The organism is Acidovorax radicis (genome assembly GCF_020510705.1).
GTDB lineage: Bacteria > Pseudomonadota > Gammaproteobacteria > Burkholderiales > Burkholderiaceae_C > Acidovorax > Acidovorax radicis_A.
The window spans coordinates 4,337,319-4,352,500 of the sequence record NZ_CP075184.1; the positions used below are offsets into that span (position 1 = coordinate 4,337,319).

General features: G+C 60.3%; 12 protein-coding genes and 2 rRNA genes. 1 reads left to right on the forward strand and 13 read right to left on the reverse strand.

The window, feature by feature from the left end; all coding sequences use genetic code 11:
* The first annotated feature begins 47 nt into the window (after nt 1–47).
* Nucleotides 48–536, forward strand: coding sequence for a DUF421 domain-containing protein (locus KI609_RS19825; protein WP_226445256.1), 489 nt, complete (start codon nt 48–50; stop codon nt 534–536).
* A 97-nt stretch (nt 537–633) separates the two neighbouring features.
* Here KI609_RS19825 and KI609_RS19830 read toward each other — a convergent pair whose 3' ends face one another.
* The 13 genes from KI609_RS19830 to KI609_RS19890 all read right to left on the reverse strand — a co-directional run bounded on the left by KI609_RS19830 (nt 634) and on the right by KI609_RS19890 (nt 14,881).
* Complete coding sequence (locus KI609_RS19830) at nt 634–1,425, reverse strand: alpha/beta fold hydrolase (RefSeq protein WP_226445257.1); 792 nt, start codon at nt 1,423–1,425, stop codon at nt 634–636.
* A gap of 295 nt (nt 1,426–1,720) precedes the next feature.
* A complete protein-coding gene (locus KI609_RS19835) occupies nt 1,721–2,851 on the reverse strand; it encodes an acyl-CoA dehydrogenase family protein (protein WP_226445258.1) in 1,131 nt (376 codons plus the stop codon).
* 40 nt (nt 2,852–2,891) lie between these two features.
* The gene (locus tag KI609_RS19840; protein WP_226445259.1) at nt 2,892–3,560 is read right to left on the reverse strand and encodes an SDR family oxidoreductase; all 669 of its coding nucleotides are present in this window, start codon (nt 3,558–3,560) and stop codon (nt 2,892–2,894) included.
* A 94-nt stretch (nt 3,561–3,654) separates the two neighbouring features.
* The gene (locus KI609_RS19845; RefSeq protein ID WP_226445260.1) at nt 3,655–4,287 is read right to left on the reverse strand and encodes a pyridoxamine 5'-phosphate oxidase family protein; all 633 of its coding nucleotides are present in this window, start codon (nt 4,285–4,287) and stop codon (nt 3,655–3,657) included.
* A 13-nt stretch (nt 4,288–4,300) separates the two neighbouring features.
* Nucleotides 4,301–5,359, reverse strand: coding sequence for a DUF695 domain-containing protein (locus tag KI609_RS19850; protein ID WP_226445261.1), 1,059 nt, complete (start codon nt 5,357–5,359; stop codon nt 4,301–4,303).
* Between the two features lie 46 nt (nt 5,360–5,405).
* Nucleotides 5,406–6,599, reverse strand: a complete 1,194-nt coding sequence (locus tag KI609_RS19855) for an acetyl-CoA C-acyltransferase (protein WP_226445262.1) — start codon at nt 6,597–6,599, stop codon at nt 5,406–5,408.
* Nucleotides 6,600–6,667: 68 nt separating this feature from the next.
* A complete protein-coding gene (gene aceK / locus KI609_RS19860) occupies nt 6,668–8,473 on the reverse strand; it encodes a bifunctional isocitrate dehydrogenase kinase/phosphatase (RefSeq protein ID WP_226445263.1) in 1,806 nt (601 codons plus the stop codon).
* A gap of 26 nt (nt 8,474–8,499) precedes the next feature.
* On the reverse strand, nt 8,500–9,159 hold the full coding sequence (can, locus tag KI609_RS19865; protein WP_226445264.1) for a carbonate dehydratase: 660 nt from the start codon (nt 9,157–9,159) through the stop codon (nt 8,500–8,502).
* A gap of 33 nt (nt 9,160–9,192) precedes the next feature.
* Nucleotides 9,193–10,383 (reverse strand): isovaleryl-CoA dehydrogenase, encoded by a 1,191-nt coding sequence (locus tag KI609_RS19870; RefSeq protein WP_226445265.1) that lies wholly within the window; start codon nt 10,381–10,383, stop codon nt 9,193–9,195.
* 38 nt (nt 10,384–10,421) lie between these two features.
* Nucleotides 10,422–10,874 carry a PaaI family thioesterase gene (locus KI609_RS19875; RefSeq protein ID WP_413463344.1) on the reverse strand — a complete coding sequence of 151 codons (453 nt, stop codon included), beginning with the start codon at nt 10,872–10,874 and terminating at the stop codon, nt 10,422–10,424.
* 43 nt (nt 10,875–10,917) lie between these two features.
* Nucleotides 10,918–11,322 carry a MerR family transcriptional regulator gene (locus KI609_RS19880; protein WP_226445267.1) on the reverse strand — a complete coding sequence of 135 codons (405 nt, stop codon included), beginning with the start codon at nt 11,320–11,322 and terminating at the stop codon, nt 10,918–10,920.
* Between the two features lie 422 nt (nt 11,323–11,744).
* Nucleotides 11,745–11,857 (reverse strand): 5S ribosomal RNA (rrf, locus tag KI609_RS19885).
* A gap of 145 nt (nt 11,858–12,002) precedes the next feature.
* Nucleotides 12,003–14,881, reverse strand: a 23S ribosomal RNA gene (locus tag KI609_RS19890).
* Nucleotides 14,882–15,182: the final 301 nt, after the last annotated feature.

Sequence of the window (15,182 nt, forward strand, 5' to 3'; positions counted from 1 at the left end):
AGCGGCTTCTCGCGTGTATTGTCCCCCAGCCAACCCAGGAGTCTTCAATGTGGGAAATGAGTGTGCCGTGGTGGGAGTTTGTGCTGCGCGGCGTGGTGGTATATCTGTTTTTGCTGATCTTCCTGCGGCTGACGGGCAAGCGGCAGACGGGGCAGTACGCACCGTTTGATCTGGTGCTGCTGCTGATCTTGTCGAACGCCGTGCAGAACTCGATGAATGCGGGCGACAACTCGCTCATTGGCGGGCTGATCTCGGCCAGCACGCTGATCGGTTGCCACGTGGCGCTGTCGCACCTCACCTACCGCTTTCGCCGGCTCGAGCGCCTGATCGACGGGCGCCCCCGTGTGCTGGTGCAGGACGGCAAGGTGGACGAAATGCTGATGCAAAACGAGCGGATATCACCCAGCGACCTGGCCGCCGCGCTGCGGGCGGGCGGTTGCCTGCACGCGCACGAGGTGGCGCGCGCCACCATCGAGGTCAACGGGCAAATCACGGTGGTGCTGCGGCCCACCCGCCTTCCCTCCGATCAGACATAAACCAGCAACCCGGCCTATCGGTCCAGCAGTCCATCGACCTGTCGGCCCGTCACCCCGGCAGTGCCCGCTCAACAACACCGTAGGGCGGACACCGGCCCTACGGCAGCGTGCCCAAAAACGCCGCCAATGCCGCATTGACAGGCGCTGGGTGGGTGAGGTTGCTGGCATGCCCGCCGCCGGGCACCGGCACCATCTGGGCATGGGGCAAGGCGTCGGCCATGGCCTGGGCGCGCGCAAGATCAATGGCGTGGTCGAGCGTGCCGTGCACCACCAGCGCAGGCATGGTGATGGCGCCCAACTGGTCGCTGATGTCGTCACGGCTACCGAGCGTGGTGAAGCACTGCAGCAGATTGGGCGGCGTGGACTGGCGCCACTTGGCCTGCCAGGCGGCTGTGCCGGGCCAGTTGTCGCCCAGAATGATGTGGGCCACCACGGCGGCGATCTCGTCCGACAGCCCCCCTTCCAGCCAGGCTTTGATGAGTGCCTCATGGCCCACCATCTTTGCGGGGTCTTCGGGCAGGGCCTGCGTGTCCATCAGCACCAACGCGCGCACGATCTCAGGGTGCGTCAGCGCGCAACGCAGCGACAGATACCCGCCCTGCGACATGCCCGCCAGCACCGCCTTTTGCACACCCAGGTGCGCCAGCAGTGCGGCCAGGTCATTGGCCGAGTCGTAATAGCTGAACGGGTCGCAGCGCGCGGGGTCGGCCGTCTGGCCGTGGCCGCGCTCGTCCCAGGTGATGCAGCGCCACGTGCCGCGCAGGGCCTGCACCTGCGGGGCAAACATGCTGCTGTCCATCAAGAGGCCGTGCGAGAAGATGATCACCCGGCCGTTGCCACCAGTGTCTTCGTAATACAGCTTCTGGCCATTGACTTGCGCGAAAGGCATGCGGTGCTCCTGTTCAGATGAAGGCACCATCTTGGACGCCATCCGCCGCCCCACGCAACCGGCGCGACCCGCACCGGTGCCGCCGGATAGTCGCCTTGGCGTCAAGCGGCGCCATGGCAACCGGTGCCTGCCATGCGTCAGCGCGGCACCCCAGGCATCCCATCAACGACACCTTCGCCAGATCAGGGGCTGGGGCTCACGGCGAAGGGTTTTGCCGGGGGATGTATCGAATTCAGCGTTTTTGGCCCCTAGCGCTTATTCCACAAGCGCCAGCAGCTACCAAAACAAGAGCACATCAGGCCAACGCGCGCTGAATGATGATCTTCTGCACGTCGCTGGTGCCTTCGTAAATCTGGCACACACGCACGTCGCGGTAGATGCGCTCCACCGGGAAGTCGCTCACCACGCCATACCCGCCCAGCGTCTGGATGGCGGCGCTGCACACGCGCTCGGCCATCTCGCTGGCAAACAGCTTGGCCATGGCGGCTTCCTTCAGGCACGGGCGCCCTGCATCGCGCAGCGCGGCGGCGTGCCAGATGAGCTGGCGCGCGGCTTCGATCTGCGTGGCGCAGTCGGCCAGGCGAAAGCCCACTGCCTGGTGGTTGAAGATGGCGGTGCCGAAGCTTTCGCGCTCTTTGGAATACGCCAGCGCCGCATCGAACGCGCTGCGCGCCATGCCCACGCTTTGCGCGGCGATGCCGATGCGCCCGCCTTCGAGCGCGCCCAGGGCGATTTTGTAGCCCTCGCCCTCGGCGCCGATCAGGTTCTCGGCCGGGATGCGGCAGTTGTCGAAGTTGATCTGCGCCGTGTCGCTGCTGTGCTGGCCCAGCTTGTCTTCGAGCCGCGCCACCACATAGCCCGGGCTGCTGGTGGGCACCAGGAAGGCGCTCATGCCCTTCTTGCCTGCGCCTTTGTCGGTGACGGCAATGACGATGGCCACGTGGCCATTTTTGCCGCTGGTGATGAACTGCTTGACGCCGTTGATCACGTATTCATCGCCTTGCTTCACCGCCGTGGTGCGCAGCGCCGAGGCGTCCGAGCCCACATGCGGCTCGGTCAAACAGAAAGCACCCAGCATCTGACCTTGGGCCAGCGGCGTGAGCCAGTCGCGCTTTTGCTGGGCGTTGCCGTAGCGCATGAGGATGGCGTTGACGGGGCAGTTGGTCACGCTGATGGAGGTGCTGGTGCCGCCGTCTCCGGCCGCGATTTCTTCGAGCACCAGCGCAAGCGTGAGGTAGTCGAGGTTGGCACCGCCAAATTCTTCGGGCACGCAGATGCCGTAGGCGCCGAGCGCCGCCAGGCCCTGGTGCACGTCTTTGGGGAAGTGGTGTTCCTTGTCCCACCGCGCGGCGTGGGGCGCGATTTGCTCTTGCGCAAAGTCGCGCACCGCGTCGCGGATCATTTCCTGGTCTTGGGTCAGCAGCATCGTGTTGTCTCCGGCTTGTCTTCGTTGTTCGTCAAAAAATTCACCAGTGCGCCGCGCGGCGGCCGTCGTGGTGCAGCAAACGGCCCTTGTCGGCGGCAGTCACCCCCGCCACGGTGGCGCGCAAGCCGCGCACGCTGTCTTGCACGGTCAGCGCAGCGCCTTCGCCGCCCATGTCGGTCTGCACCCAGCCGGGGTCGATGGTGATGAGCGTGGCGTTGGGGTAGTCATGCTGGGCTGCAGCCACCGCCATGTTCAACGCGGCTTTGCTGGTGCGGTACAGCCACGAGCCGCTGTTCGGCACGCTGCCGATCTGCGACATGGACGAGGACAGGAACGCGAACACGCCCTGCGCATCGGCCACCATGGGCGCGACCTGCGGCAGCGTCTGCATGGCGCCCAGCACGTTGGTGTGCATGACGGCATCAAAGTCTTGCTGTGTGGGCGGCGTGAGCGCGTTGGGGCGGCGGATGACACCCGCCACATACCAGGCAGTCTCGATCTTCTCGCCGTCCAGCTGCCAGGCCAGCCCGCTGACGCTGGCAGGGTTGGCCACGTCCACGGCCAGCGCCTCGGCCCCCAGGGCCTGTACCCGCTCGCGGCCCGAATCGTCGCGCACAGTGGCAATCACGCGGTGGCCCGCCTCGGTGTACTGGCGCACCAGCTCCAGCCCGATGCCGCGCGACGCGCCGATAACAAGTATGGATTTCATGGGTAAAAATTTAGATGAAATAGGGCTCTAGCGCTTATCCATCAAGCGCAAGCAGCTATCAAAATAGAAGTATCCAACATCGACATCAACACCGTCAGGCGTCACCGAGCTGCTGCTCCTGCGCCAGTTGGGCGCGATAGCGCTGCAGCATGGCGACCTGCGACTCCGGCTCGGTGGCGAGGCCCATCTGGTCGTGAATCATCTGGCCCATGGTGGGCAGTGCAGCGCGGTCCACCTGCGCATCAGCCGACCACAGCCGCGAGCGCATGAAGGCCTTGGAGCAGTGCAGATACGCCTCGGCCACGCGCACTTCGATCACTATTTTTGGGCGCTGGCGCTCGGCGGTGAAGAAATCGGTGTACAGCGCCTCGTCGCGCAGGCGCGCCGTGCCGTTCACCCGCAAGGTTTCATCGACACCCGGAATCATGAACAGCAAACCGATGCGCGGGTCGTCGAGCAGATTGGTCAGGGTGTCGAGCCGGTTGTTGCCGCCCGCATCGGGCAGCAGCAGGGTGTGCGGGTCGGGCGACTTCACGAACCCCGGCGCGCCGCCGCGTGGCGAGGCATCGAGCAACGCACCACCGGCTCCACCACTGGCCACCACACAGAACGGCGACAGGGCAATGAAGCGCTGACAGTGCACATCCAGCTGCGGTTGCTGCTTGCGCAGGGCCCGCTCGCCGGGGGCGGCATACAGGGCACGCAATTGTTCGAGGGTTTCGATCATGGTGGCTTTCAGGTCAATGGGCTGCGAATTCGAAATAGCCGGACCATGCCGGGTCGTAGGTGATGCTCAACGCCAGCGACTCGGCCTCGTCGCGCAGCAGCAAGGGCGCCAGCGCCTGTTTGGCGAGTTGCTCGTCACCCACGTAGTACACCGCCTTGCGACGGCCTGCGCGGGTCATGGTGTAGGCCATGATGCCCAGCTGCGGCAGCTCCAGCAACGTGGCCGCCTGGTCGTGCAGGGCCTGCACGGCTGCACTTTCGTCGCGGTTACCCATTGCCAGATCCAGCGTCAGCGCATAGGTCAAGTCGGCGCGCATGGCCACGGCATTGGCGCTGCGGTTGATCGAGACGATGGCGATGTCCTCTGGCACGCCAGCGCCATCATGCCCATCGCCTTCTTGGTCGCCCTGTCCGCCAAATGCCAGCGTCATGACCGCCCAGTCTTGCTCGCTGCCGGGGAAGTCGCTGGTGCGACCCAGGGTCTCGATCCAGTAGCGATCAAACACCGGTGGCAACTGATGCAGCCCTATCCACTGCGCCTGCGGGTCGCCAGGCTCGTCCAGAAAATCGACCGCCCCCACCTTCACGGCAAAGTCGTATTCGCCCAGCACATGGTCGAGCATGATGAACGCCATGTTGCGCGCGTGGTCCGCGTAGTCGCCGGGTATGTCGCGGTCGAAGCGGATCTCCAGCGCGGCCTGCCCGCCATCCTGCTCCAGCGCGACCAGCACCTCGGACGTGGCCAGCTCGAAACCTTCCATGCCGATGGGAAAGTCGGGCTGCGTGGTGCGCTCGCGAAACGCGCGCACGCGGTAGTGCTGCAGCGCAGGCGCTGCCGCCACCACCTGCATCAGCAGCGGAAAGTTCTCTGTCAGGCCATGGGCGGTGACGATGAGGTCCACCACCACATCGTCGTCGTCGCCGGACATCTCCAGCGCCAGGCCGCTGAGGTGGCGCTCGATGAGCGCGTTGGCCGCCTCCACCCGCTCGCGCAGCGGCTGGGCCTGCAGCGATGCCTGGGCATCAGAAAAGTCGCGCCAGAAGGCGGTGATCTCGGGAGATGGTGCAGTCATCACTGTCCTTGTGAAAAGAGCCAAATCATCCCATCTCCCTAGCGCATCAAACGAGTTCCAGCGCCACCGCCGTGGCCTCGCCGCCGCCGATGCACAACGTGGCCAGGCCCTTGGTCAAGCCGCGTGCCTTGAGTGCATACATCAGCGTGACCATGATGCGCGCACCGCTGGCACCGATGGGGTGGCCCAGTGCGCAGGCGCCGCCGTTCACATTGACCTTGTCGTGCGGCAGATCCAGCTCTTTCATGAGCGCCATGGGCACCACGGCGAAGGCCTCGTTGATCTCCCACAACTGCACATCGCCCACAGCCCATCCGGCCTTGGCCAGCGCTTTCTGCGTAGCGCCCAGTGGGGCGGTGGCAAACCACTCGGGCTCTTGCGCGTGCGTGGCGTGGCTCACGATGCGGGCCAGGGGCTTGCAGCCCAGCTTTTTGGCGGTGGACTCGCGCATCATCACCAGCGCGGCGGCACCGTCGTTGATGCTGGAGCTGGAGGCGGCGGTGATGGTGCCGTCCTTCTTGAAGGCGGGTTTCAGGCTGGCGATCTTTTCGAGCTTGACCTTGCCGGGGCCTTCGTCCACCGACACCACCGCCTCGCCCGCGCGGGTCTTGACGGTGACGGGCACGATCTCGGCTGCGAAAGCGCCGGACTCGGTGGCCGCCTTGGCGCGCTGCACGCTGGCGGTGGCAAACGCGTCCTGCTGCTCGCGGGTGAACTGGTACGTGGCCGCGCAGTCTTCACCAAAGGTGCCCATGCTGCGGCCCGCTTCGTAGGCGTCTTCCAGGCCGTCGAGCATCATGTGGTCGAAGATGCGGTCATGACCCAGGCGGTAGCCGCCACGGCCCTTTTGCAGCAGGTAGGGGGCGTTGGTCATGCTCTCCATGCCACCTGCCACCATCACGTCGTGTGTGCCGGCCAGCAGCATGTCGTGCGCAAACATGGCGGCCTTCATGCCCGAGCCGCACATCTTGCTGAGCGTGACGGCGCCCGCGCCCTTGGGCAGGCCGCCCTTGAACGCGGCCTGGCGCGCGGGCGCCTGGCCCTGGCCGGCCATCAGGCAGTTGCCGAACAGCACTTCACCCACGGCGTCAGGCGACACACCGGCGCGCTCGATGGCGGCCTTGATGGCGGCACCGCCCAGGTCGTGCGCGGCCAGGCTGGAAAAGTCGCCCTGCAGCGAGCCCATGGGGGTACGCGCGGCGCCGACGATGACGATGGGGTCTTGAATGGTCGTGGACATGGTGAAGGTCTCCTGGGTAATGGTCAGAGGAAAAATGGGAGGGCGGAAAACCGGGGCTTGGCGGGCGGTCAGCCAGCCGCAGTGCCCTGCGCAAAGCGCCGCTCCGCGTCGTAGGGGAACACATCGAGCATCTGGCCAGCCTGGATGCGCTCTTTGTGCGACTGCCAGAACGCAGCGTCGAGCAGATCGGCGTGGTGCTGCATGAACACCTCGCGCACGGCATCGTTGCCGAGCAGGAAGGGGCCAAAGGTTTCGGGGAACACATCGCGCGGGCCCACGCTGTACCAGACCTCGCCGCTCATCTCTTCTTCTTCGTTGCGCGGCGTGGGCACGCGGCGGAAGTTGCAGTCGGTGAGGTATTCGATCTCGTCGTAGTCGTAGAACACCACCTTGCCGTTGCGCGTGACGCCGAAGTTCTTCCAGAGCATGTCGCCGGGAAAGATGTTGGCGGCCACGAGGTCCTTGATGGCGTTGCCGTATTCGATGACGCTGTGCTCCATCTGCTGGCGCGCGCGCGGGTCTGACAGGCCGGTGTCGAAGGCTTCCTGCAAATAGATGTTGAGCGGGATCATGCGCCGCTCGATGTACAGGTGCTTGATGATGACCTCGGTCTGGCCGTCACCATCGCGGTCACTGATTTCGAGCTGGCTGGGGGCGAATTTTTCGATCTCGGCAATGAGGGCATCGTCAAAGCGGTCGCGCGGGAAGGCGACCTCGCTGTACTCCAGCGTGTCGGCCATGCGGCCCACGCGGTCGTGCTGTTTGACGAGCTGGTACTTGGCCTTGACCTGCTCGCGCGTGGTTTCCTTCTGGTGCGGAAAGTAGTCCTTGATGAGCTTGAAGACGAAAGGAAAGCTCGGTAGGTCAAACACCAGCATCACCATGCCCTTGATGCCGGGCGCGATGCGAAACCGGTCGCTGGAGTGCTTCAGGTGGTAGAGAAAGTCGCGGTAGAACAGCGTCTTGCCCTGCTTGGCCAGGCCCAGGGCGTTGTAGATCTCGGCCCGGGGCTTGCGCGGCATGAGGCTGCGCAAAAACTGCACGCAGGCGCTGGGCACCTCCATGTCCACCATGAAGTAGGCGCGTGCAAAGCTGAACAGCATCTGCAGGTCGTCTTCGCCGAACAGTGCGGCGTCGATGTAGAGCCTGCCGCTGTCGTCATGCAGGATGGGCAGCGCAAACGGCACCTCGTGGAAGCCGTTGATGATCTTGCCCACCACGTAGGCGCCCTTGTTGCGAAAGAACAGGCTGGTGAGCACCTGGATCTGGAAGTTGGCGCGCAGCCGCACCTTGTCGAGCCTGCCACGCATGGCCGCCACCACGCAGGCGGTGTCGCGCGGCAGGTCCGTGAACTCGCGCTGCAGCTGAAAGTTCTCGATGATGGTCTGGAACGTCTCGTGCAGGTTGTCGCGCGAGGGGTAGTAGGCCCGGTAGGTGGGGCGCGCGGCGGGCTCGTCGTTCTCGATGTACTCCGTGCTGACCGCAGGCCGCACGAAGATGAAATCGTTGTGGAAATGCGTGCGGTGCAGGATCTTGGTGGTGACCGAATTGAAGAAGGTTTCGGCCAGTTCGGGCCGGTGGTGGTTGACCAGCAGGCCGATGTAGTGCAGCTTGACCTGGTGCCACACGTCCATGGGCTGCGCGCCCGCGCTGAATTCCTTTTCGAGCCGGCGCACACACTCTTTCACGCGCAGGTCGTAGAACTCGATGCGCTCGCGCTGCGCCCGCTGCTGGCCGTGCCAGTCAGCGGTTTCAAAGCGGTGTTTTGCCCGCGACGACTCGGTTCGGAACAACCGGTAGTGCCGGTTGAAGCCGTCCATCATGGCCTTGGCAATGCCGTAAGCCTGGGGAGCGTCAAGCCGCTGCGGAAACATGCTGGTGAGCGGACGCGCCCGGGGGCTCAATCCCGCTTGACGGCGGCGACCCCCGCGACGGCCGCCTTGTACAGTGAATCCAGCCCATCGGTGCTGTCCACGGTCATGTGCAGATTGTTGATGTGGCCATCCTTCAGGCCGTAGCACCAGCCATGCAGCCGGACCTTCTGGCCGCGGCCCCAGGCGTCCAGCATGACGGTGGTCTGTGCAAGATTGACCACCTGCTCAATCGCATTGAGCTCGCACAGCACGTCGTGGCGCCACTGCGGGGCAATGGTTGCCAATAGGTCGCGGTGGCGATCACGCACATCCTGCACATGGCGAATCCAGTTGTCCGCAAGGCCCACGCGTATGCCCTCAAGTGCCGCAAGCACCCCGCCACAACCATAGTGCCCCACGACCATCAAGTGCTCGATGCGCAACTGGTCGACCGCATACTGGACTGTGGAGAGGCAGTTCAGGTCCGTGGGCACCACGACATTGGCGATGTTGCGGTGTACGAAAACTTCGCCAGGCTCCAGGCCGGTGATCTGGTTGGCCGGCACCCGGCTGTCGGAACACCCGATCCACATGTATTTGGGCTTTTGTTGCGCAAGCAACGCCGTGAAGAATCCGGGCCGCTCTTGCTCCATTCGGGCAGCCCAGGCGCGGTTGTGAACAAACAGGTCGTCGATGGATGAAGGCATGTTGTCCTCGAAATCAGGGTTGGGTGGATGGGGTCAGCAGGTCTCGGCGAACAGCTCGCGGCCAATCAGCATGCGGCGGATCTCGCTGGTGCCTGCCCCAATTTCATAGAGCTTTGCGTCGCGCCACAGGCGGCCGAGGGGGTATTCGTTGATGTACCCGTTGCCACCGAAGATCTGCACGCCTTCGCCCGCCATCCATGTGGCCTTCTCGGCGCACCACAGAATCACGCTGGCGCAATCTTTGCGCACTTGGCGCACGTGGTCGGTGCCGAGCATGTCGAGGTTCTTGGCCACCGTGTAGGCAAACGAGCGGCCGGCCTGCAGCACGGTGTACATATCGGCTACCTTGCCCTGGATGAGCTGGAACTCACCAATACTCTGGCCGAACTGTTTGCGGTCGTGAATGTATGGGATCACGTTGTCCATGACGGACTGCATGATGCCCAGCGGGCCGCCGGTGAGCACAGCACGCTCATAGTCCAGCCCGCTCATCAGCACTTTGGCCCCTTGGTTGAGGCCGCCCAATATGTTGGCCTCAGATACTTCGACGTTGTTGAACACCAACTCGCCCGTGTGGCTGCCACGCATACCCAATTTGTCGAGCTTTTGTGCAACGCTGAAACCCGCCATGCCTTTTTCGATCAGGAACGCCGTGACGCCACGCGCACCCAGCTCGGGTTCGGTCTTGGCGTACACCACCAACGTGTCGGCATCGGGGCCGTTGGTGATCCACATCTTGCTGCCATTGAGCAAGTAGTAGCCACCCTTGTCCTCGGCCTTGAGCTTCATGCTGATCACGTCCGATCCCGCACCGGGTTCGCTCATGGCCAGCGCGCCCACATGCTCGCCACTGATGAGCTTGGGCAGGTACTTGGTTTTTTGCGCTTCACTGCCGTTGCGGTTGATCTGGTTCACGCACAGGTTACTGTGCGCACCGTAGGAAAGCCCGACGGACGCGCTGGCGCGGGAGATTTCCTCCATGGCCACCATATGGGCCAGATAGCCCATGGCCGCACCACCGTATTGCTCGGACACCGTGATGCCCAGCACGCCCAAATCGCCCATCTTTCGCCACAGATCCATCGGAAACTGGTCGTTATGGTCGATGTCAGCGGCACGTGGCGCAATTTCGGCTTGGGCGAAATCACGCACCGCATCGCGCAAGGCGTCGATGTCTTCGCCCAGCTGGAAGTTCAGGCCGGGAAGATTGCCGGGAATGCTCATGGGTGTCTCCTTAAAATCTACAAACAAAGGTGGCTTGTTCAGCCTTGAATGTTGTCCCGCCCGGTCACCGCCATGAGAGTGCAGCCCATCGTGGCGACCAGTTTCTCTTGCAGATGATCCAGGGCAAATGCCCGGCCCTCGCACACCGTGATGGTGCGCCCGGGCTTGAGTACGCGGCCTTCCATACGAAAGCGCTCGCCGCGGGCCGGCGCAAGCAGATTGATCTTGAATTCAATGGTCAATACTGCGGCGTCCTCGCCCATCAATGTAAAGCCCGCGTACCCACAGGCAGAATCCAGCGCCGCAGCTACGATGCCAGCGTGCAAGAAGCCATGTTGCTGCGTCAACCCAGGCGCCCAATCCATTTCGATATCCACAGCGCCCGGCGCGATCTGGCCCAGGCGCGCACCCATCGTGTGCATAGCGCCTTGGCGATCGAAACTGCTTCGCACGCGGTCAGCGTAGCGCGGGTTACGCGGCTCAAAAGACATGGTGGTCACGGGTCCGAGCAATTGACGTTTACGTAAACGTCAATTATGAATCATTTTTTGGATGTTCGGCTTTCAGCAAGAGGTTGCGCGCATCCTTCTCGTGTTCTCGGACCTCCTCGAGATTGGCCTGCAGATCGTTCAACTGCGCTTCGAGCTGTTTTCGGTGGAGAGCAAGCACATCGAGAAATTTGCGCAGTTGTACGCCGGTATCCCGGGGGCTGTCATACAGATCAATGATCTCTTTGGCCTCCGTCAGCGATAGCCCCAACCGCTTCGCGCGAAGCGTCAGGCGCAAGCGCGTTCGGTCACGTGGGCTGTACACCCGGTTTCGACCTGCAGCGCCTGTGCGCTCCGGCTGCAGCAAGCCCATATCTTCGTAAAAACGAATCGCCCGGGTCGTGAGATCAAACTCTTTGGCAAGGTCGCTGATGGTGTATGTGGTGGCCATGGTCTTTGTATTGTCCGACAGGCCTTTGACACAGGAGACACCCGCAGAGCGAGTGATCTTCAAACGGACCAGGCACATGACGTTAACGTTAACGTTAACGTCAATGCTAACGCATGACGCTACGCTCATGAACCTCTTGGAGCGATTCACCAAATCCCATAGAGCGACTGTTTGCTCAGTGAGAGGCGAATTCGTCACCAGCGTTGTAATGCTGATGCGAAGCTGACCAGCCAGGGCGGAGTCGTCCAGTTCACTGCTGGTCTTTACACAAGGTCGCCGAGTCGTACTCTAGCGTCAGGTGGACCGTCTGGGTCTACCCTTCTGAGAATTTGCGGAGAATTCACTGGACGCTTCAAATTTCGCCCCCCCAAACGCAAAACCCCCCAGTCCTTTGGAGACTGAGGGGTATTGGGGCTATAAGAGCCTGACGATGACCTACTTTCACACGGGAACCCGCACTATCATCGGCGCAAAGTCGTTTCACTGTCCTGTTCGGGATGGGAAGGAGTGGTACCAACTTGCTATGGTCATCAGGCATAACTTGGTGTCGAACTGCTCTGAGAGCAGGCCAACGAATTCATAGAGTTTGGAATCAAATTTTTATGTCTTTTGACTGCGTCAACTTGGCATAACAATCTTTGAGCGTCTCACCTGTTGGAGAGAACGACTATCAAAGTTATAGGGTCAAGCCGCACGAGCAATTAGTATCAGTTAGCTTAACGCATTACTGCGCTTCCACACCTGACCTATCAACGTCCTGGTCTTGAACGACTCTTTAGGGGGCTCAAGGCCCCGGCAGATCTCATCTTGAAACGAGTTTCCCGCTTAGATGCTTTCAGCGGTTATCTCTTCCACACTTAGCTACTCGGCAATGCCACTGGCGTGACAACCGATACACCAGAGGTGTGTCCACTCCGGTCCTCTCGTACTAGGAGCAGGCTTCCTCAAATCTGCAGCGCCCACGGAAGATAGGGACCAAACTGTCTCACGACGTTTTAAACCCAGCTCACGTACCTCTTTAAATGGCGAACAGCCATACCCTTGGGACCGGCTACAGCCCCAGGATGAGATGAGCCGACATCGAGGTGCCAAACACCGCCGTCGATATGAACTCTTGGGCGGTATCAGCCTGTTATCCCCAGAGTACCTTTTATCCGTTGAGCGATGGCCCTTCCATACAGAACCACCGGATCACTATGTCCTGCTTTCGCATCTGCTCGACTTGTCAGTCTCGCAGTTAAGCACGCTTATGCCATTGCACTATCGTCACGATGTCCGACCGTAACTAGCGTACCTTCGAACTCCTCCGTTACGCTTTGGGAGGAGACCGCCCCAGTCAAACTGCCTACCATGCACTGTCCCCGATCCAGATAATGGACCTAGGTTAGAACCTCAAACACACCAGGGTGGTATTTCAACGTTGGCTCCACAAGATCTAGCGACCCTGCTTCAAAGCCTCCCACCTATCCTACACAGATCTGTTCAAAGTCCAATACAAAGCTACAGTAAAGGTTCATGGGGTCTTTCCGTCTTTCCGCGGGGAGATTGCATCATCACAAACATTTCAACTTCGCTGAGTCTCAGGAGGAGACAGTGTGGCCATCGTTACGCCATTCGTGCAGGTCGGAACTTACCCGACAAGGAATTTCGCTACCTTAGGACCGTTATAGTTACGGCCGCCGTTTACTGGGACTTCAATCAAGAGCTTGCACCCCATCATTTAATCTTCCAGCACCGGGCAGGCGTCACACCCTATACGTCCACTTTCGTGTTTGCAGAGTGCTGTGTTTTTATTAAACAGTCGCAGCCACCGATTTTTTGCAACCCCGTTGGGCTCGCCTTGTACAGGTTCACCTACTTGGGGCATACCTTCTCCCGAAGTTACGGTATCAATTTGCCGAGTTCCTTCTCCTGAGTTCTCTCAAGCGCCTTAGAATACTCATCTCGCGCACCAGTGTCGGTTTGCGGTACGGTCGTCAATAGCTGAAGCTTAGTGGCTTTTCCTGGAAGCAGGGTATCACTCACTTCGTCTGCAAGCAGACTCGTTATCACCCCTCATCTAAGCCCGGCGGATTTGCCTACCAGGCACGACTACAGGCTTGAACCAACATATCCAACAGTTGGCTGAGCTAACCTTCTCCGTCCCCACATCGCACTATTGATCGGTACAGGAATATTGACCTGTTTCCCATCAGCTACGCATCTCTGCCTCGCCTTAGGGGCCGACTCACTCTACGCCGATGAACGTTGCGTAGAAAACCTTGCGCTTACGGCGAGGGGGCTTTTCACCCCCTTTAACGCTACTCATGTCAGCATTCGCACTTCTGATACCTCCAGCATCCGTTACCAGACACCTTCACAGGCCTACAGAACGCTCTCCTACCACGTGCAATAAATTGCACATCCGCAGCTTCGGTAACTGGCTTAGCCCCGTTACATCTTCCGCGCAGGACGACTCGATCAGTGAGCTATTACGCTTTCTTTAAATGATGGCTGCTTCTAAGCCAACATCCTGACTGTTTTAGCCTTCCCACTTCGTTTCCCACTTAGCCAATTTTAGGGACCTTAGCTGGCGGTCTGGGTTGTTTCCCTCTTGAGTCCGGACGTTAGCACCCGGTGCTCTGTCTCCCAAGCTGTACTCTGCGGTATTCGGAGTTTGCATAGGTTTGGTAAGTCGCCATGACCCCCTAGCCTAAACAGTGCTCTACCCCCGCAGGTAATACTTGAGGCACTACCTAAATAGTTTTCGGAGAGAACCAGCTATTTCCAAGTTTGTTTAGCCTTTCACCCCTATCCACAGCTCATCCCCTAGTTTTGCAACACTAGTGGGTTCGGACCTCCAGTACCTGTTACGGCACCTTCATCCTGGCCATGGATAGATCACTTGGTTTCGGGTCTACACCCAGCGACTGATTCGCCCTATTCGGACTCGATTTCTCTACGGCTTCCCTATTCGGTTAACCTTGCCACTGAATGTAAGTCGCTGACCCATTATACAAAAGGTACGCAGTCACCCCTAAGGGCTCCTACTTTTTGTAAGCATGCGGTTTCAGGATCTATTTCACTCCCCTCCCGGGGTTCTTTTCGCCTTTCCCTCACGGTACTGGTTCACTATCGGTCGATTACGAGTATTTAGCCTTGGAGGATGGTCCCCCCATATTCAGACAGGATTTCTCGTGTCCCGCCCTACTTTTCTCTAGCTTAGTACCACACGTCTGTTTTCGCATACAGGGCTATCACCTGCTATGGCCGGACTTTCCATTCCGTTTTGCTAACAGTCGTGCTATCACTAGAAGGCTCTTCCGATTTCGCTCGCCACTACTTTCGGAATCTCGGTTGATGTCTTTTCCTCGAGCTACTGAGATGTTTCAGTTCACCCGGTTCGCCTCGCATGACTATGTATTCATCATGCGATACCTCTTGCGAGGTGGGTTTCCCCATTCAGAAATCTCCGGATCAAAGCTTATTTGCCAGCTCCCCGAAGCTTATCGCAGGCTATCACGTCTTTCGTCGCCTGTAATCGCCAAGGCATCCACCACATGCTCTTAGTCACTTGACCCTATAACTTTGACATCTCTTTCAAGATACCGCCGTCATCTCAAGGACTTGCCAGGTCTTTCACCTGACGCGTTATGCCGTAAACAACTTCAACCCTTTCGAGTTGTCATCGTATTACTTAAGAATTTCAAACTAGGTTTGAATATTCGTTTTGACGCAATCAAAAATTCTTGTTGCTAGCGGCACGGTCTGCACTAAACCTTTACGAATGCGCAGTTTCCGCTAGCAACTCTGATTCGACTCTATGAATTTTTAAAGAACAGCCGATTGATCAAATGATATTGATCAACAACAAAGAGGCC

Bases quoted from the DNA above. Each gene is read 5' to 3' on its own strand.
- KI609_RS19850 (WP_226445261.1), bottom strand. From the start codon at position 5,359: ATGACTGCACCATCTCCCGAGATCACCGCCTTCTGGCGCGACTTTTCT.
- KI609_RS19825 (WP_226445256.1), top strand. From the start codon at position 48: ATGTGGGAAATGAGTGTGCCGTGGTGGGAGTTTGTGCTGCGCGGCGTG.
- KI609_RS19875 (WP_413463344.1), bottom strand. From the start codon at position 10,874: ATGTCTTTTGAGCCGCGTAACCCGCGCTACGCTGACCGCGTGCGAAGC.
- aceK (WP_226445263.1), bottom strand. From the start codon at position 8,473: ATGTTTCCGCAGCGGCTTGACGCTCCCCAGGCTTACGGCATTGCCAAG.
- KI609_RS19870 (WP_226445265.1), bottom strand. From the start codon at position 10,383: ATGAGCATTCCCGGCAATCTTCCCGGCCTGAACTTCCAGCTGGGCGAA.
- KI609_RS19830 (WP_226445257.1), bottom strand. From the start codon at position 1,425: ATGCCTTTCGCGCAAGTCAATGGCCAGAAGCTGTATTACGAAGACACT.
- KI609_RS19835 (WP_226445258.1), bottom strand. From the start codon at position 2,851: ATGCTGCTGACCCAAGACCAGGAAATGATCCGCGACGCGGTGCGCGAC.
- KI609_RS19840 (WP_226445259.1), bottom strand. From the start codon at position 3,560: ATGAAATCCATACTTGTTATCGGCGCGTCGCGCGGCATCGGGCTGGAG.
- KI609_RS19845 (WP_226445260.1), bottom strand. From the start codon at position 4,287: ATGATCGAAACCCTCGAACAATTGCGTGCCCTGTATGCCGCCCCCGGC.
- can (WP_226445264.1), bottom strand. From the start codon at position 9,159: ATGCCTTCATCCATCGACGACCTGTTTGTTCACAACCGCGCCTGGGCT.
- KI609_RS19855 (WP_226445262.1), bottom strand. From the start codon at position 6,599: ATGTCCACGACCATTCAAGACCCCATCGTCATCGTCGGCGCCGCGCGT.
- KI609_RS19880 (WP_226445267.1), bottom strand. From the start codon at position 11,322: ATGGCCACCACATACACCATCAGCGACCTTGCCAAAGAGTTTGATCTC.